Here is a 16,700-nt window from a genome sequence, read left to right as displayed (position 1 = left end):
TCGGCGCCCCTTGAGCATTCATCTCACTCCGGCAGCACGCGCAGGCGGGACACCGCTGTGCGGGCGGACAGGTGGGGCCGCTGCAGGTCCTGCACATGGGCGCCGGGGGCCGTGAAGTCGCCGGGCGTGACGGCGCGGACCAGATAGACCAGCCGGAAGCGGGGGGCCGCCTTCGGCAAATCGACGGCAGCCAGGAAGCGGTCGTCACGGAACTCCACATTGCGGACCGAGGACAGCTCGCCCAGCCAGGACAGCTTGCCGAGCTGGCCGCTGTTGGCGAGCCGGACATTCTCGATCTCGAAGCCGGCCGGCAGCGGATCGCTGACCAGCACAGAGTGGTCGAGCGGGTCGCCGACCTCACCCTCAAGGATCACCACCAGCAGGTCGTTGTGGCGGATGCCGGCCGGGTCGACCGGACGGCCGGCCATGTCGAACAGGCGGCGGCGGATGGTCATGCCCTGCTCTTCCGCGCCGGCCGGCTGGTCGGGCACGCCGGCCACCGAAACGGTCTGCCGGACTTCGCCGCCCAGGTTGCGGATCGCCGGTGGTGCGGCCGGGTCGATGCGCAGGATCTGGGGCTTGGCGTTCTCCACCGTCTGGTCGCCGATGGCGAGCTTCATCGGGGCGGCACGGTCGATCAGAGCCTTGGATGCCAGCAGCAGCCAAGCCTGTTCCTGCGGGTTGGTGGTGCGGACCGCGGCGAAGGTCTTCGCCACGCGCTCCGCCGCCTGGAAGATGCGCTCGCGGTCGACCGCCCCGCTTTCCGCCAGCAGCGCAACCACGCCAGCCTCGTCCCGCAGGGAGGAACCATGGTCGCGCAGGCTGGCCGAAACCATCCGGGCGCCGGTCAGCTTGGCGAAGGCGTCGGCGGCAGCCGGCTGGTCGCCCAGCGCGGCGGCGGCGGCGGCAATCTGTGCCCTGCCGAAGTCGGTCGGCAGCCGGTCCCAGTAGTTTTCGCGGAAATAGCGCAACGCGCCGGCATCGATCAGCTTCGCCCGCGCCAGCACATACAGGGCATAGGCACGGCCAGGCAGGTCGGCGGTCTCGACCCAGGCGTTGTCGACCGCCTGCTTCATCCAGTCCAGCCCCTTGCGATAGGGCTGGTCGGGGATGCGATAGCCCGCAGCCTTGGCACGGCCCAGCACGTCGACCGCATAGGCGGTCAGCCACGGGTCGAGATCACCCTTCGGCGACCATGCGGCGAAGGCGCCGTCCGCACGCTGGAAGGTCAGCAGACGGTCGATGCCGCGCTGGACACGCGCCTTGATCCGGTCCTCCGGCGCGATGCCCAGGCCGGCGGCGACGTCGGGCATCGACAGCAGCGGCAGGATGCGGCTGGCGGTCTGCTCCGCCCCGCCCGGTGCCGCCCGGTCGAGCGCGAAGAGCAGGCCCGGCACGTCGAGGTCCGGCAGCGGAGCGACCACGGCACCGACGGACAGGGTTTCCGGCCTCAGTCCGGCGGCGATGTCGGCCGGCAGGGTCAGGCTCTTGTCGGTGGGCAGGGCGGCGACATTGCGGCGCGAAATCGGCGGCGAGGCCGGGCGCACGGTGACGTCCCAGCGCCGGGTGACGCGGACGCCGTCCGGACCGGTGACGTCCAGCGTGACGTGGCCGGCGCCCACGGCGGTGGCGGTCAGCACCCGGCCGGCGGTCGCCCGCTTGCCGCGCGCCAGCTTCGGCACCTCCAACTCGGCACCGCCCTCACCCTGCAGAATGGAGACGGCGCCCTCGGCGGTCAGGGTCATGCGGTAATCGCCGGAGGGACCGTTCAGGTTGTCGAGCGACAGCATCACCTGCGCCGTGTCGCCCGGGGCGAGGAAGCGCGGCAGCACCGCGTCGGCGACGACCGGGTCGCGGACCAGCATCTGGCTTTCGGCATGGCCGATCCGCCCATCGCTCCAGGCCACGGCCATCAGGCGCAGGCGGCCCTGGAAATCGGGCAGATCGAAGGGAACCGAGATCTTGCCGTCGGCTCCCACGGTCAGGATGCCGGAATAGAGCGAGACCACACGTTCCGACTTGGGCGGCACCAGCCCGGCGACCTGACGCAGGCGCGGAGCCGGCGCGGCCGGCGGCCGGGTTGCATCCAGGCTGGCCGGATCGATCAGGCGGCCGTAGGAGTCGCGCAGCTCCACGGTCAACGGACGCTTGCCCAGATAGTGGCGGGCCGGGTCGGGAGACGGCTGGTCGGTCAGCTGCATCACCGATTCGTCGACGGCGGCCAGCGTCACGAAGGCCTGCTTGCCCTCGGCGATGCCGTCCACCGTGATGTCGGCGGTCATGGCGCGGCGCGGCTCCATCTCCGCCGGGGCGGACAGGCGGATGTCCAGCGTGCGCGGCGCCTTGTCCATCGCCAGCCAGGCGAGGCCGACCGCGCGGCGCGGCGGCTTCTTCGACTGCGGGTCGGAGGTGGCGAAGGCGGTCGCCAGCACATGGGCGCCGCTGGTCCAGCCCTGCCCGACCGGGATTTCCAGGAAGGCGCCCTGGGTGCCGATGGCGCGGGTGACGGCATAGGTCACGCCGCGGTCGGCCACCGCCACCAGAACCTGGCTGTCATAGGGCGGCTTGACGAAGACCCAGGCGCTTTCCCCGGCGCGGTAGGCCGGCATCATCACCGAGACGTCGACGGCGTCCGGCCGCTCCCCGGCGGTCGGGGTCATCCACCAGCCGGCGGCAAAGCGCACGCTGGTGGCGACGCCGGTCTTGGGATCGAACACCTCCAACCGGTAGCGTCCGGCGGCGACCGGAGCCTCCACGGCGGTCGGGCTTCCCGCCTGGGCCGACAGGGTGCCGCCGGTCACGCGCTGGTCCTTCACCGTGACCTTGTAGTCCCAGCGGCCGTTGGCCTCGTACCAGGCGTAGTCGTACTCCTCCTCGAACAGCTCGTAGGAGAGGTCGGCGTGGTCGGTCGGCTTGCCGTCCGGCCCGACGGCGATCACCTCGAACCCGGCGGTGGCGCCTTCCGGCACGCCGTCGCCCTCGAAGCGCGGCTTGATGCCGATGGCGAAGGGCTGGTGGCGGACGGGCAGGACGAAGTCGCGGCCGACCGGACGGCCGCCGATATCGAACAGGGTGGCGCGAACCACCGCTTCCAGCGGGCGGGTGCTTTCGGGCGGAAGCGGCAGCTTGACCTTCAGGCGGGCCGAGCCGTTGGAGTCGGTGATGAATCCCGGCAGATCGGCACGGGCCGCCTTCACGTCCTCCTGCGCCAGACCGAAATGATAGCCCGGCAGGTTGGGATAGGGGTTGGCGGCAGAGCGCAGGGTCACCGTCAGCTCTCCCGGCAGGCCGGAGGCCGGCGCGCCGTAGAGATAATGGCTGTCGAGCACCACATCGGCCTCGCCGTCGGCCGCCAGCTCCGTCGTCGGGGAGGACAGCGACAGGTCGAGCCGCGGGGGCACGAAATCCTCCAGCAGGAACTCGGCCCTGCCGATGGCCGGGCCGTCCGGCTCTGCATGGGCGGTGACAGTCCAGCTGCCGGGGAAGGCGTTCATCGGCATGTCGATGCGGGTGGCATAGCCGCCGGCCCCGCTGTCGGCCAGGGTGCGCCGCTCCACCTCGAAGCCGTCGGGGCGCAGGACGCGGATGGTCAGCGCCTTGCCGGCGGGCGGGTTCAGGTCGGTGTCGCGCAGCAGGGCGGTCAGTTGCACCGTCTCGCCGGGACGGTAGATCCCGCGCTCGGTATAGAGATAGGCGTCGAATCCGCCGGTCATCGGACGGGCGATCGGGGCGGGCTTGTCCGGCGTCTCGGCCGAGGGGGCACCACCGGCGGTCAGGTCGAGAACGGCGAAGTCGCCGTCGCCGCGCGCGGCGAACAGGGCCTGCACCGGCTCGGTCCCGGCGGCGCGCAATGCTGCGAGGTCGAAACGGCCGAGCCCGTCCTCTCCGGTCTGGACGCGGCCAAGTTCGGACCCGTTGCGGGCGACCAGACGCAGCTCCACCCCCGCCGCGGGGCTGGCGCTCTGGACCGAGCGGGCGAAGACCACCAGCGAATCGTCGCCGAGGATGGTGTTGAGGCCGAGGTCGGACACCACGAACCACTGGGTCGCCTTGCGGTCCCAGCCGCCCGGCTTGATCTCGTCCGCGCCGGCGACGGCGACATAGACGCCCGGCTCCAGCTTGCCCAGCACGGCGTCGATCGGGAAGGCGGTGGTGACGCTGCGGTTCGGCTGGTTGCCGATCCCCATCTCGCCGCGCCAGACCTCCTGCCCCGACTTGTCCAGGATCTCGCCGATGTCGTAGTCGGTCATCTGCTGGGTGATGCGGCCGAAATAGATCTTCTCGACCAGCGCCCGGTCGGCGATGCGCAGCACCTGCAGCTTCGCCCGGTCCAGGTTGATCGAGCGCAGCGGCAGTCCGTCCGACCCGACGCGCGGCAGGATATAGCCGGCTCCGCGGAAAGCCAGCGAGGGCTTGCGGTTGGGCACCTGCACCTCGCGGGTGTCGGCGGCGGGTAGCCGCTTGCCGTCGATGCCCGGCAGCCCGTCCTTCAGCGTGACGCGGTAGGCCACGCCATGGCGCAGCCCCTCCACGCACAGGGTGCGGTCGCGGGCGATCGCGGCACCGTCGACCGCCGGCTCCACCGCGACATAGTCGCGGTAGTTGACGGCGCGCGAGCGCTCCAGCCGGTCGGTGAAGGTGAAGCAGGCTTGGGGCGTATCTCGCTCCGCCACCACCTCCACGCCCGACACGCCGAAGGGCACCGGCTCGGCCGGGGGATCGGCGGCGAGGGTCCGGGAAACGGTGTTCGTGCCGGAGCACGCGACGAGAACGGCACAGACACGCGCCAGCGCACGCAACATTCGAGACAGACCCCAATTCCGCGGGTGGGTCCGAAACCGCAAAACCGGGGACAGCCCTGGCGTCGGCTCGGACCTGGACAAAACCGGCGGGAGTATGCCCAAGCGGCTGGGGTTTCGCCATGGCTTTGCGGCGGGGGCGCGCAGATCGCTCCCACCGCGGCAACGCCTAGCTGCCCGCGAAGCGTTTGCGCAGGCGGGCGATGGCCTCGTCGAGCACCTCGTCCCGCTTGGAGAAGCAGAAACGCACGACGCCGGCCGGCGCATTCTCCACGAAGAAGGCGCTGACCGGGATGGCGGCGACCTTCGCCTCCGCCACCAGCCAGCGGCAGAAGGCCTGATCGTCGCCGTCGAAGCCGAAACGGCCGATGTCGGCGGCGACGAAATAGGTCCCGGCGCTGGGCAGAACGTCGAATCCGACGGAAGCGAGCCCGGCGGCCAGCCGGTCGCGCTTGGCCTGCAGCCCGGCGGCCAGCCCGGTGAAGTAGCCCTCCTCCTTGCCGAGGCCGTAGGCGACGGCGGCCTGGAGGTTCGGCGGGGTGGTGAAGGTCAGGAACTGGTGGGCCTTGGCCACCGGCTGCAGCAGGTGCGGGGCGGCGGTGACGTAGCCGACCTTCCACCCGGTCAGCGAGAAGGTCTTGCCGGCCGAGCCGATCTTCAGGCAGCGGTCGCGCATGCCCGGCAGGGTCATCAGCGGGATGTGGCGGCGGCCGTCGAAGACGATGTGCTCGTATACCTCGTCGCAGACGGCGAAGGCATCGTGGCGCTGGACGAATTCGGCGATCAGCTCCAGTTCCGCCCGGTCGAAGACCTTGGCCGCCGGGTTCAGCGGATCGTTGATCAGCACCAGCTTGGTGCGCGGCGAGAAGGCGGCCTCCAGATCGGCGCGGCTGAAGCTCCAGTCCGGCGCCTTGAGCGAGACGAAGCGCGGCACGCCGCCGGCCAGCCGGACGATGGGCAGGTAGCTGTCGTACATCGGCTGGAACAGCACCACCTCGTCGCCCGGATTTATCAGGCCGAGCAGACAGGCGGTCAGCGCCTCGGTGGCGCCGGAGGTGACCATCGTCTCGGTCTTCCAATCGACGTCGAGACCGTAGAAGCGCTGGGCATGGGCGGCCAGCGCCTGCCGCAGGTCGGGAGTGCCCATCATCGATGGATACTGGTTCCAGCCCTGGAGCAGCGCGTCGGCCGCGGTCTGCAGCACGTCGGCCGGCCCGCGGTCGTCGGGGAACCCCTGGCCCAGGTTGATCGCGCCATGCTCTTCCGACAGGCGGGACATGACCTCGAAAATGGTGGTGCCATAGCTGGACAGCAGCGCGTTGCCCGACTTCACCGCAAACCCTCCTCATGCGAACGGACGCACAAGATGGAGGCTGCGGGGCGATGCTGTCCAGTGCCCGCTTCCGCAGGGCAGACCGCGGGCGGCCGATGGGGCGAATGGAACGTTTGAAACGGTGTGGAACGGTTTTCCGGCGATGTTCCACCGTTCAACCGGTCAAGCCGGCCACGGCGCGCGGAGAGGGGGACGACGGTCTCGGCGCCATGAGGTCGGCTGGTCACGCTGGCCCCCCTCGCCGTTGGGAATGGTGGTGTCCATTCCTAACACTCGGAGGGCCGGCGGGTAATGGACTGCGGGAAAAAGCGGCGGGTCAGCCGCGGTTCATCTTGCGCAGGCGGCGGGCGCGCAGCTTCTGGCGGATGCGTTCCACCGGACTGAACACGCGGGGATAGCGGCGCTTGCTGCGCACGAACAGGCGGCGGGCATCGGCGGAATTGCGCAGCACGAGAATGCCGCCGAGCAGCATCACCGGCAGCCCGCCGGGACCGGGCAGAGGCGCCAGCAGCAGGCCGAACAGGATGATGGTGCATCCGGCGCCGATCAGTGCCAGCTGGCGCACACGCGCGAAAGACAGCGTCTGGGCGGTATCGGGAGGACTCATCTGTGGTTCGCTAGGCTCCATGCTTCCGTTGGCCTGCATATGGGCCGGAAGGTGGCAGCCGAAAAGGCCCCCTCCCCTTGCGGGTGAGGAATGCACAGGTCCTCGATCTCGAATCGATCCCCTTTCCCCCTGGGGAGAGGGGGATTTTGCGCCCCTCTGATCAATGCAGCGTCCGCGCCGGCTCCGGGCGGGTGGCGCGCAGGCGGGCGGGGTCGAGACGGCTCAGGGCGGCGTCGCGTTCGTCCGGCTTGGGTTCCCAGCCGAATTCGCGGATCAGCTGATCGCGGGCGGCACCCGCGCGCCGGGACAGACGGGCGCAATCCTCGTGGCGGCCGTCCCGCCGGGGCGGCGTGCAGCGGCGGTCGGCGCAGCTTTCCAGCATCAGGCGGATCATCCGCTCGCGCTTGGCGGCGTCGACATAGCCCATCTGGTCGAAATACATCTTGGTGAAGGCCAGTTCGGTGACGCGGGCGTGGGTCTTGCGGTCGCCGACGATCACCGCGGCCACGAGCTCCACGCAACGGCCGGCGAAATGGGGCAGCGGAGCGGTGCCGTCGTCGGCCCGGTCGAGCAGGCTGCTCGGCAGGTCGACCAGCCGGCCGGTCACGTCTTTCACCAGATAGCGGCGCCACACCGACATATCGGCCTCCCGTCAGGCTTCAGCCCCAGGAAGAAGCCTACACCAGTCGGAGGGAGAACGGAACCGGTCCGCGAGACACGAATCCGTGAACGGACGCGATCCTCAGCGCGGCGTCAGCGGCCAGAACACCGCGATGGCCGCCGTGCCCAGGATCACGACCATGATCGACAGCGGCAGCCCCAGCCGCCAGTAATCGCCGAAGCGATAGCCGCCCGGCCCCATCACCAGCGTGTTGCACTGGTGCCCGATGGGGGTGAGGAAGTCGCAGCCGGCCCCGATCGCCACCGCCATCAGGAAGGCGTCCGGCCGGAGCCCGAGATGGGTGGCGAGGCTGGCGCCGATGGGCGCCATCACCAGCACGGTGGCGGCATTGTTCAGGAAGGGCGTCACCGCCATCGCCGTCACCATGATCATGGCGAGCGCGCCGATGGGTGGCATTCCCTGCGACGCCTGCGACAGCAGGCCGGCGATCAGTTCGCTGCCGCCAGTGGTGCGCAGGGTCTCGCTGACCGGAATCAGGGAGCCGAGCAGGACCAGGATCGGCCATTCCACCGCCTCGTAGGCCTCGCGCAGGCTGACCACCTTCAGCGCCATCATCGCCACCGCCGCCCCGAAGAAGGCGATGGCGACCGGAACCAGCCCGGTGGCGACCAGCAGCACGGTCAGTCCCAGTACCGCGACCGCCGCCGCCCGCTTGGGCGTGCGGCCGATGGCGAGGTCGCGCTCGGCCAGGGGCAGGCAGCCCAGCTCGGCCAGCGTGTCGGACATGGCGGCCTGCCGGCCCTGCAGGACGACCAGATCGCCCGATTGCAGGCGGACACGGCGCAGCCGCTGGCGGATCGGCCGTCCGCGCCGGCTGATCGCCAGCAGGTTGGCGCCGAAGCGCTCGCGCAGGTTCACCTCCTCGATGCTGTGGCCGATCATGGCGGAGCGCTGTTCCACCACCGCCTCGACCACTGCGATCTCGTCCTCCTTCTCGACCCCCTCCAGATCCTTGTCGTGCACCATCTTCAGTCCGGCACGCTTGACCAGTTCGGCCAGTGCCGTGGTGTCGCCCTCCAGCACCAGGATATCGTCGGCGAACAGCACCCAATGGCCCGATGGGACATAGCGGCGGTAATTCTCGCGCACGATGGCGGCAAGCGTGATCTCGCCGTCGCTGACGGCCTCCAGCTCCGCGACCGTGCGGCCGACGAACTGGGAACCGGCGGGCAGCCTGGCCTCCGCCGTGTAATCGTCGATGTTGAAGGCCGGACCGGCCGCCGCGGTCCGCCCCTTGGGCAGCAGCCGGTACCCTACCGCCAGGAAGGCGACGCCGAACACCGCGATCACCAGCCCGACGGGCGTGAAATCGAACATGTGGAAGGGTTCGCCCGTCATCTCGGCGCGGACGCGCGACACGATGATGTTGGGGGAGGTGCCGACCAGCGTCATCAGCCCGCCCAGCAGCGACCCGAAGGCCATCGGCATCAGCAGCATCGACACCGGCGTGCCGGTTCGCCGCGCCACCTGCAGGGCGATGGGCATGAAGATGGCCAGCGCGCCGATGTTCTTGACGATGGCCGACAGCAGGGTGACCGCCCCGGCCAGGATGACGACCTGCGTCCACACCGTCGTCATCCGTGCGGCCAGCGGGCGCATCGCCGCCTCCACCACGCCCGACCGGCCAACGGCGGCGCTGATCACCAGGGCGGAGCCGACGATGATGACGATGTCGTCGGAGAAGCCCTGGAAAGCCTGCTTGGCCGGCACGATCCCCACCGCGACCGAAGCCAGCAGGGCGATCATCCCGACGAGGTCGTAGCGCAGCCGGTCCCAGATCAGCAGCGCGATGACCGCGCCGATGATGCCGAACGATAACATCTGGTCGATGGTCATTGAGAGAGGCGGCGTCCTTCCTGTCCGTTTTCCCCGGCTGCCCCGTTCAAGGGGAGTCGGACAGGAACGACGCGGAGCAGGCGGTCAGCGGGCCGAACCCGACGCCTTCCCCTCCCCGCGGTCATTGCCCGACTTGCCGGACGCCGGCGCTCCCTTGTTGGGGGAGCGGGCATCCCGTACCAGCCGGCCACACTGTGGCTGTTCATCACTGCCTGGGTCAAGGAAGGGCAGCACGCCGGCCAGCGGGGTCAGCAGCACGCCCAGCGCCACCGCCGCGGCGCCGCGCGCCGCCGACTCGGTGGGATCGACGCCGATGTCGGGGTTGCCCAGCGTGCCGCCGACCAGCACCGGCACATGGGTGGCGAACATCTGCGGCGACTTGGAATCGCCGACGATCCGCAGGTCGAGCGCCTCGTTGCGCAGGCTGATCGTCCCCTTGCCGGTGACGATCGTCTCGGGCGTGTCCAGCACCAGCGCCTCGGCGCGGGCGATGCCGTTTTCCACCGACAGGTTGCCGACCAGGCAGTTGAAGGGCAGCGGCTCGGAACCGGAGATCACCACGCCCAGCGTCTCCAGGATGTTGGTCTTCAGCCCCTTGACCGCGAGGCTGGTGATTCGCCCGCCATCGACCGAAACGCCGACCTTGCCGTCGGAGGTCGCCAGCAGGTCGGCCACCGTCTTGCCGGTGCCGGCCAGTTGGATGCGCCCCGCCACCGTACCGCCGATCTGGCCGGCGAAGGAGGTTTCGCTGAAGAAGGAAGACAGCTTCATGGAGCGGATGTCCAGGTTGGTGCGCAGCGCCGGAACCTTGCGGCGGCCGTCGACCTGCACCGTGCCGGCGATCCGCCCGCCGCCGATGCCCAGCGACAGCGGGTCGAAATGCAGGTCGCCGGCGGTCAGCTTGACGCGCATGTCCAGGTCCTGGAGCGGCGCAAAGGGCGCCTCCACCCGCTTACCGCGCAGGCGGACGTCCATGTCGGTGTTGCGCAGCTTTTCCACATTGATCGGGGTGGCGGGGATGACCCGGTTGTTGCCGCGGGTCGGGTAATCGTCGCTGCCGCGCGGCGAGGCGCCGACGAGGCCGGCCAGATCCTGCGCCGCCAGCCGGTTGGAGGTCAGGTCGGCCTTCACCATCGGGCGTTCGCCGTTGGTGTCGACCGACAGGTCGCCGGACAGGTCGCTTTCGCCGACCTTGCCGTTCATGCCGTGGAAGGCCCACAGGCCCCCTTCGCGCGACAGGTGGCCGGAGATGGAATAGGGGCGTGTCTTCGGCGTCGGGATGCCGAGGATCGGGAAGATCTCCGCCAGATCGTTGCCGCTGAGCGCCACGGACAGGTCGATGCCCTCCATCCTCACCGGCTCCGCCACCGAGCCCTCGATGCGGCCCTTGGTCTTGCCGATTGCGGCCTCGATCTTCATCGGATAGGGCTTGGGGTCGTCGCGCAGGTAGAGCAGCGAACCGCCTTCCGCCGCCAGGGTGAAGGGCTTTCCGGCGAAGTTGCCCTTGCCGTTCAGCTGCACCGTGTCGTCGTCGTTGCCGCCGGTGGCGGTGTTGATGGTGTTGTCGATGTCGATGTCGCTGGTGGGATCGCGGTAGCGAATCCGGCCGTCGGCGATCACCAGCCGTTCGATCACCGGGATGTCGCCGCGGTCGTCGGGGGTCGCGGCCTCCTTCGCCACCTCCTTCTCCGCATTGGGCGGGCCGAAATTCCAATTGGCCTCGCCCTTGTCGTTCTTCTCCAGGATCAGCTTGGGGCCCTGGAACTTCAGCTCCGGCAGTTCCCAGTCGCCGCGCAGCAGGGGCCAGAGCCGCAGCGTGGCGTCCAGCGCCTGGATCGCCACCATGTCCTTGTCCTCGCCGCGCTCCACCGCCCATTGGGCGTTGGCGACGCGCAGTCCTTCGACATGGATGCGGATCGGATTGCCGAGATGGACGCGCAGGTCGCCGTCGATCGCGACCTCGCGGTTCAGCGCGGCCGAGGCGCGGCGGGCGACGAATCCGCGGGCATCGTTCCAGTCGAACAGCAGCAGCACCGCGCCGACGCCGACCACAGCGAGGCCGAGCAGGCCCAGCAGGCCGTAGCCGATCCATTTGAACACCGATCCCGCTCCCGCTGCCATTCCGCCGGCCCTCCGCAAACCGTCATTTCCTGTCAACGTCCGCCAGAGAGGAACGGCGAAGGGTCGGGGCCGGGAGTACCGCAAGAGATCCCCTCCCCTAGCCCTAAGGTGATATATTTCCGTTGTCGCTTATATTGGATTTAACGCAAAATTCAGCTTCCCGGGTCCGTAATCCAATGATCCGGTTCGACACTCCCTGACAGCCACGGCCGCAGACACGATGCGCTCCCTTACCAACTTCGCCCCGTCCACCTTCGAGGAACGCGGTGCCGCGGTGGCCTTCACCACGCCGGTCCTGGCGCAGACGCGGGTGCGCAAGGACAGCCGCGACCAGTTGGAGGTTCTGGTGCCCAACCTCTCGGAAGGGCGCGGCGTCTATGTGGTGCCGTGGAAGTCGTTGCCGTTGGCCTTCCCGATGACCGTGCACGACCGCATGCTGCACGACCTGATCGCGAAGGCGGACGGCTGCTCTCCCGACGACATCCGCAAGGCGGTGCTGGAGGCGGCGCGCTGCGGCCTTGCCGGCGGCGGCGCCGTGGCGGCGGCGGAAGCGGCACTGAGCGACGACGACGAACAGCGGCTTCTGATCAACTATCAGCTGATCGTCGAGGCGCTGAAGGCGGTCGGCCTGGAATCGACCGAGATCCTGCGGGTCGGCCTGACCTCCGCCGAGGGGCAGAAGCTGACCCGCGACCTGATGATGAAGGCGGCGCAGCGCCTTGCCCTGGAGCCGACCGAACTCTATGGCCGCATCGCCGAACTGGCGGTGATGATGGAGTCGATCGGGATCGCCACCTCGCCCAAGCCGGCACGGCTGCGGCGGCTGATGCGCGACCTGCAGGGCTTCCGCGACAGCATGACCGACTGGGCGACCGACAACGTGTCGGAAGCCGCCCCCATCGGCGGCTTCTGCGCCGAGGTGGCGGAGCACACGGTCAACCACGCCCGCAACGTCATCGGCCAGCTGGATCAGGCGATGGCCTCCTTCGAGACGCTGCTGCGCCAGTGGGAGACCAAGCGGCCGCAGATCCGCAAGGCGTGCAGCCGGCTGTCCTGGCTGCTGGACGGCTGGGAATACCTGATCCTGCTGTGGAGCGACGCGCTGACCCAGGACCGATACTCCCAGGACATGGCCGTTCACGACATCTTCCGCGTCATTCCGCTGCTGCCCAGGGACGAGGGGCGGATCGACCAGTCGCTGATGGCCGACAAGCTGATCACCAGCCAGAGGCGGTCGGTGCGCGCCTATGTCGACTGGCGCAGCGGCCAGTTGGACGTCGATCTCGTCATGCGGATCGAGACGCTCAAAGGGAAGGCGGCCTGACCATGGAGATGAGGGATCTGGTCGCGCTGGGCGACAAGCTTCTGGACATCGACGAGCCCAAGTTCCGTCAGGTGGTCGAGCTGCTGGAGCAGATGAACGAGCATCCCGACATCCAGCGCACCATCGCCGCCATCCGCCCCCGGCTGGTCGAGCTGCGGGTGCACCGCCGGCCCACCCTGAAGCGTCTGTTCTGCGACCCGTTCGAGGATCTGTTCGAGGCGCTGGGCAAGGCCGACCCGGTGCCGCTGAGCGTGATCGAGCGGTCGCTGATGAACAGCCTGTGGCCGCTGGTAGAGGCCGAGATCGGCAAGGACCGGCTGCGCAGCTTCCGCCCCGCCCTGCAGGACGGGCCGCAGCGCAAGGCGCTGACGGAAGCCTTCTGGACGGAATGCGGCGCGGCGGTGGCGCGGATCGCCGAGGGCGCGGTCGCCGGCCATTACAGCGACGCGCTGGAGCTGCGGATGAATCCGGCGCGGATGCGGGCGTTGACCGACATCGCCACCATCCTGTCCATCGCGCCCGAGGTGGCGGAGATGAAGGCGGCGCTGTCGCCCAAGCCGGTGCCTAAGCTGCACGCCGACCATGTCGAGGCGATCCAGGCGATCGGCCGCCGCGTCACCCGCGCCCGGCCGGAGGCGCTGAAGATCTTCGTGCTGATCGCCACCTCGCGGCTCAGCGACCCGACGGTCCTGCTGAGCGGATTGTGGGACATGGATCTGGGACAGAAGTCGGCCGACCGCGCCGCCCTGTTCATGGCGCTGAGCGGAACGGTCGTCGCCCAGATGGAGGACCGCTCCCGCGCCTTCCGGAGCGCACCCGGCACCGGCACCGACCGCATGGCGGTGGCCGACCTGGCGCTCGACCTCGTCGCCAGCCTCGACGCCACCCGCGCGGCGATGGAGCACAGCCGCAACAGGGAGTTCGACCAGCGGCTGAAGGAGGTCCGCAACTCCGTCCATGCCATGGTGAAGACCCAGGTCCTGCAGGACGCGGATGCCGGCATCGTCGCCGCCATCGGCGCACTCGATGGCGGCAACGACGGGCGGGCCCAACTGGCCCAGGCGGAGAACCAGGCGCGGGCCTTGCGCAAATGCGCGACCATCGCCGATTCGCTGGGCCTGCGCGGCGAGTTGCGGGAGATGACGCAGAAGACCACCGCCTCGCTGACGGAAAAGGCGCAGCAGGCGCTGGGCGGACCCGCCGGCAACGCGCGCAGCGGCTACACCGCCATCCGCATGATCGAGCTGATTGCCGGACCCGCCGAAGCGAATAAGATCATGGACGGGATCATGAACGGCGGCCGGCGTTGAGTGTACGGGCGTCTGGCGGTTTGGAGGATCGGACGATGGGAGCGGGATACACCGGCTGGGAACTGCCTGCGGAGGAGCGCGGCCGGCTGCTGGCCCTGATCCCGCCGCGCTATGAGCGGCTCGTCGCCGACCATGTGACCCAGAAGTTCGGCGTCGGCCAGCACGAGCCGCTGCCGACCGCCAGCGAGGCCGAGGTCATCGGCTGCGCGGACGACGGCGAGGGGGTGCAGGCGGTGGTCGTCGCCATCGACGGCACCAGCGACCGGCCCGACGGCTCCACCTACCACATCACATGGTCGCTGGCCGCCGGGCGGCGGGCAGCGGAGTCCAACGACGTCATCGGCGACTATGGCTGGCGCCCGGTGGAGCCGGTGACGATCAGGCTGGTGCCGCGGTTCTTCGGGGGTTGAGTCCGGAGGTGGGTCGGGGGCCTCACGGCACCTCCGCCACCCCCTCCGCCGCCACGCCGCGCTTGAGGCGCTGCTCGCGGTAGACGATGAACAGGCCGCTACCGATGATCAGCGCGGCCCCCACCCCTATGCGGGCGGTCGGCGCGGTGCCCCAGACGGCGAGGTCGAGGATCACCGCCCACAGGATCGACACATACTGGAACGGCACCACCACCGCGGCCGGGCTGAGCTGCAGCGAACGGTTCATCATGGCATGGCCGGCCAGCGCGGTGATGCCCAGCAGCCCCAGCAGGAAGAAGCCGAGCCAGCCCGGCGCCGACCAGGACCAGGGCAGCGCCGCACCGCCGATCAGGATGCCGCCGACCATCTGGTTGCCGACCAGCGTCAGGCTGGAGGATGAGCGCAGGACGCGGGTCGAGATCACCCCGCCGGAGAAGATGACGGCGCCCAGCAGCGCCACCAGCGACGGCCACAGATCGAAGCGGCCGGTCGGATTCAGCACGATGACGACACCGACGAAGCCCACCAGAACCGCCGCCCAGCGGCGCCAGCCCACGCTTTCCCCCAGGACCAACACCGACAGCGCGGTGATGATCAGCGGCGCCGACATGTAGATCGTCATCACGTCGGCGAGCGGCAGATAGCCCACCGCCCAGTAGAAGCAGGCGACATCCACCGTCATCAGGAAAACGCGCAGGATGTGCAGCGGCAGCCGGTCGACGGCGAAGACCCTGGACACGCCCTCGCGCCGGATCATCGGCGCCAGCACCGCCAGCCCGAACAGGCTGCGCACGGCGATCAGCATGGCGACGGAATGGTCGGCCACCAGCCATTTGCCGAGCGCGTCGTTCAGCGTGAAAAGCGTCATCCCGCCCAGCATCATCAGGATGCCGAGGCGGGTGTCGGTCGCGGGTGCCGCGGTCATGGAATCGCCCGGAGATGGTTGAGTGTGTGATCGATTGGGGCGGCAGAGTAACCGAAGCGCCGCCCCGCTTTCACACCCTCAGATCACACCCCTGTCCCGCAAGGACGCGATATCGGCCTCGCTCAAGCCCAGCTGATCCGCCAGCACGGCGTCGGTGTGCTGGCCCAGCGTCGGCGGGGCGGTGTCGTGGACCAGCGGCGTGCCGCTATAACGGATCGGGCTCGCCACCGTCGGCACGCTGCCCTGGGTCGGGTGCGGCAGATCCTGGTGGATGTTGCGGGCCTTCACCTGCGGGTCCTCGAAGACCGCGGCCAGATCGTTGATCGGGCCGCAGGGCACGCCGACCTCTTCCAGCGCGGCCAGCCAGTCGTGGCTGTCGCGGGTACGGATCAGTTCCTCCAGCAGGGCCACCAGCTCCTTGCGGTTGGCGACGCGGGCCGGGTTGGTGGCGTAGCGTTCGTCCTTGGCCAGATCGGGACGGCCGGCGACCGTGCAGAACTTGGCGAACTGGCCGTCGTTGCCGACCGCCAGGATGATGTAGCCGTCGCGGGTGGCGAAGGCCTGATAGGGCACGATGTTCGGGTGGGCGTTGCCAAGCCGCTGCGGCGCCTTGCCGCCGACCAGGCAGTTCATCGCCTGGTTCGCCAGAACCGCCACCTGGACGTCGAGCAATGCCAAGTCGACCTGCTGCCCCTCGCCGGTGCGGTCACGGTGGGCCAGTGCGCCCATGATGCCGATGGTGGCATAGAGGCCGGTGAAGATGTCGGTCACCGCGACGCCGACCTTGACCGGACCGCCGCCCGGCTCGCCATCGGGCTGGCCGGTGATGCTCATCAGCCCGCCCATACCCTGGATCATGAAATCGTAGCCGGCGCGGTTGCGGTACGGCCCGGTCTGGCCGAAGCCGGTGATCGAGCAATAGACCAGCCGCGGGTTGACCGCCTTCAGGCTGTCATAGTCGAGGCCATATTTGACCAGCCCGCCGACCTTGAAATTCTCGATGACCACATCGGCCTGGGCGGCGAGCTTGCGGACAAGCTCCTGGCCTTCCGGCCGTTCGAAGTCGATGGTGATGGAGCGCTTGCCGCGGTTGGTCGACAGGAAATAGGCCGACTGGTCGCCGGCCCAGGGCGGACCCCAGGCGCGGGTGTCGTCGCCGGCGCCCGGCCGTTCCACCTTGATCACGTCGGCGCCGAGATCGGCCAGCGTCTGCGCCGACCACGGCCCGGCCAGCACGCGCGACAGTTCCAGCACCCGGATGTGCGACAAGGGTCCGGCCAAGGTCACTTCCTCCTGTTGGTTCTCCCTCCCCCGCCGGAGCGGGGGAGGGTCGGGGTGGGGGTCCGTGACTGG

Annotated in this window: 11 protein-coding genes; 3 read left to right on the top strand and 8 right to left on the bottom strand. The window is 69.5% G+C overall.

Translation table 11 applies throughout. The annotated features are described in order from the left end of the window. Nucleotides 1–23: 23 nt before the first annotated feature. From J2Y49_RS22370 to J2Y49_RS22345, 6 genes are all read right to left on the bottom strand, one after another. Nucleotides 24–4,802, bottom strand: a complete 4,779-nt coding sequence (locus J2Y49_RS22370) for an alpha-2-macroglobulin (protein WP_310117161.1) — start codon at nucleotides 4,800–4,802, stop codon at nucleotides 24–26. Nucleotides 4,803–4,968: 166 nt separating this feature from the next. Beyond that, nucleotides 4,969–6,132: an aminotransferase gene (locus J2Y49_RS22365; RefSeq protein ID WP_310117160.1), complete on the bottom strand. Its 1,164-nt coding sequence runs from the start codon at nucleotides 6,130–6,132 to the stop codon at nucleotides 4,969–4,971. Nucleotides 6,133–6,448: 316 nt separating this feature from the next. Further along, on the bottom strand, nucleotides 6,449–6,739 hold the full coding sequence (locus tag J2Y49_RS22360; RefSeq protein ID WP_310117159.1) for a hypothetical protein: 291 nt from the start codon (nucleotides 6,737–6,739) through the stop codon (nucleotides 6,449–6,451). Nucleotides 6,740–6,899: 160 nt separating this feature from the next. Next, nucleotides 6,900–7,379: a hypothetical protein gene (locus J2Y49_RS22355; RefSeq protein WP_310117158.1), complete on the bottom strand. Its 480-nt coding sequence runs from the start codon at nucleotides 7,377–7,379 to the stop codon at nucleotides 6,900–6,902. Nucleotides 7,380–7,481: 102 nt separating this feature from the next. Continuing rightward, nucleotides 7,482–9,257, bottom strand: coding sequence for an SLC13 family permease (locus J2Y49_RS22350; RefSeq protein WP_310117157.1), 1,776 nt, complete (start codon nucleotides 9,255–9,257; stop codon nucleotides 7,482–7,484). An 84-nt stretch (nucleotides 9,258–9,341) separates the two neighbouring features. Beyond that, nucleotides 9,342–11,378 (bottom strand): AsmA family protein, encoded by a 2,037-nt coding sequence (locus J2Y49_RS22345; RefSeq protein WP_310117156.1) that lies wholly within the window; start codon nucleotides 11,376–11,378, stop codon nucleotides 9,342–9,344. Between the two features lie 220 nt (nucleotides 11,379–11,598). On the opposite strand from J2Y49_RS22345, the gene J2Y49_RS22340 reads away from it, so the two are divergent. Genes J2Y49_RS22340 through J2Y49_RS22330 form a run of 3 tightly spaced genes read left to right on the top strand, consistent with a single transcriptional unit; the run spans nucleotide 11,599 to nucleotide 14,422 of the window. Next, the gene (locus J2Y49_RS22340; RefSeq protein ID WP_310117155.1) at nucleotides 11,599–12,702 is read left to right on the top strand and encodes a hypothetical protein; all 1,104 of its coding nucleotides are present in this window, start codon (nucleotides 11,599–11,601) and stop codon (nucleotides 12,700–12,702) included. 2 nt (nucleotides 12,703–12,704) lie between these two features. Beyond that, nucleotides 12,705–14,012, top strand: coding sequence for a hypothetical protein (locus J2Y49_RS22335; protein ID WP_310117154.1), 1,308 nt, complete (start codon nucleotides 12,705–12,707; stop codon nucleotides 14,010–14,012). 35 nt (nucleotides 14,013–14,047) lie between these two features. Continuing rightward, complete coding sequence (locus J2Y49_RS22330) at nucleotides 14,048–14,422, top strand: hypothetical protein (RefSeq protein WP_310117153.1); 375 nt, start codon at nucleotides 14,048–14,050, stop codon at nucleotides 14,420–14,422. A 22-nt stretch (nucleotides 14,423–14,444) separates the two neighbouring features. On the opposite strand, the gene J2Y49_RS22325 is transcribed toward J2Y49_RS22330, so the two are convergent. Both J2Y49_RS22325 and J2Y49_RS22320 read right to left on the bottom strand, forming a co-directional pair. Further along, complete coding sequence (locus J2Y49_RS22325) at nucleotides 14,445–15,347, bottom strand: DMT family transporter (protein WP_310117152.1); 903 nt, start codon at nucleotides 15,345–15,347, stop codon at nucleotides 14,445–14,447. Nucleotides 15,348–15,425: 78 nt separating this feature from the next. Then, nucleotides 15,426–16,628 carry a CaiB/BaiF CoA-transferase family protein gene (locus J2Y49_RS22320; RefSeq protein WP_310117151.1) on the bottom strand — a complete coding sequence of 401 codons (1,203 nt, stop codon included), beginning with the start codon at nucleotides 16,626–16,628 and terminating at the stop codon, nucleotides 15,426–15,428. Between the last annotated feature and the right edge of the window lie 72 nt (nucleotides 16,629–16,700).

This window comes from Azospirillum sp. BE72, from assembly GCF_031455875.1.
Lineage (GTDB): Bacteria > Pseudomonadota > Alphaproteobacteria > Azospirillales > Azospirillaceae > Azospirillum.
The sequence above is the reverse complement of the archived record's forward strand: the minus strand, read 5'-3'. Positions and strand labels throughout refer to the sequence as shown.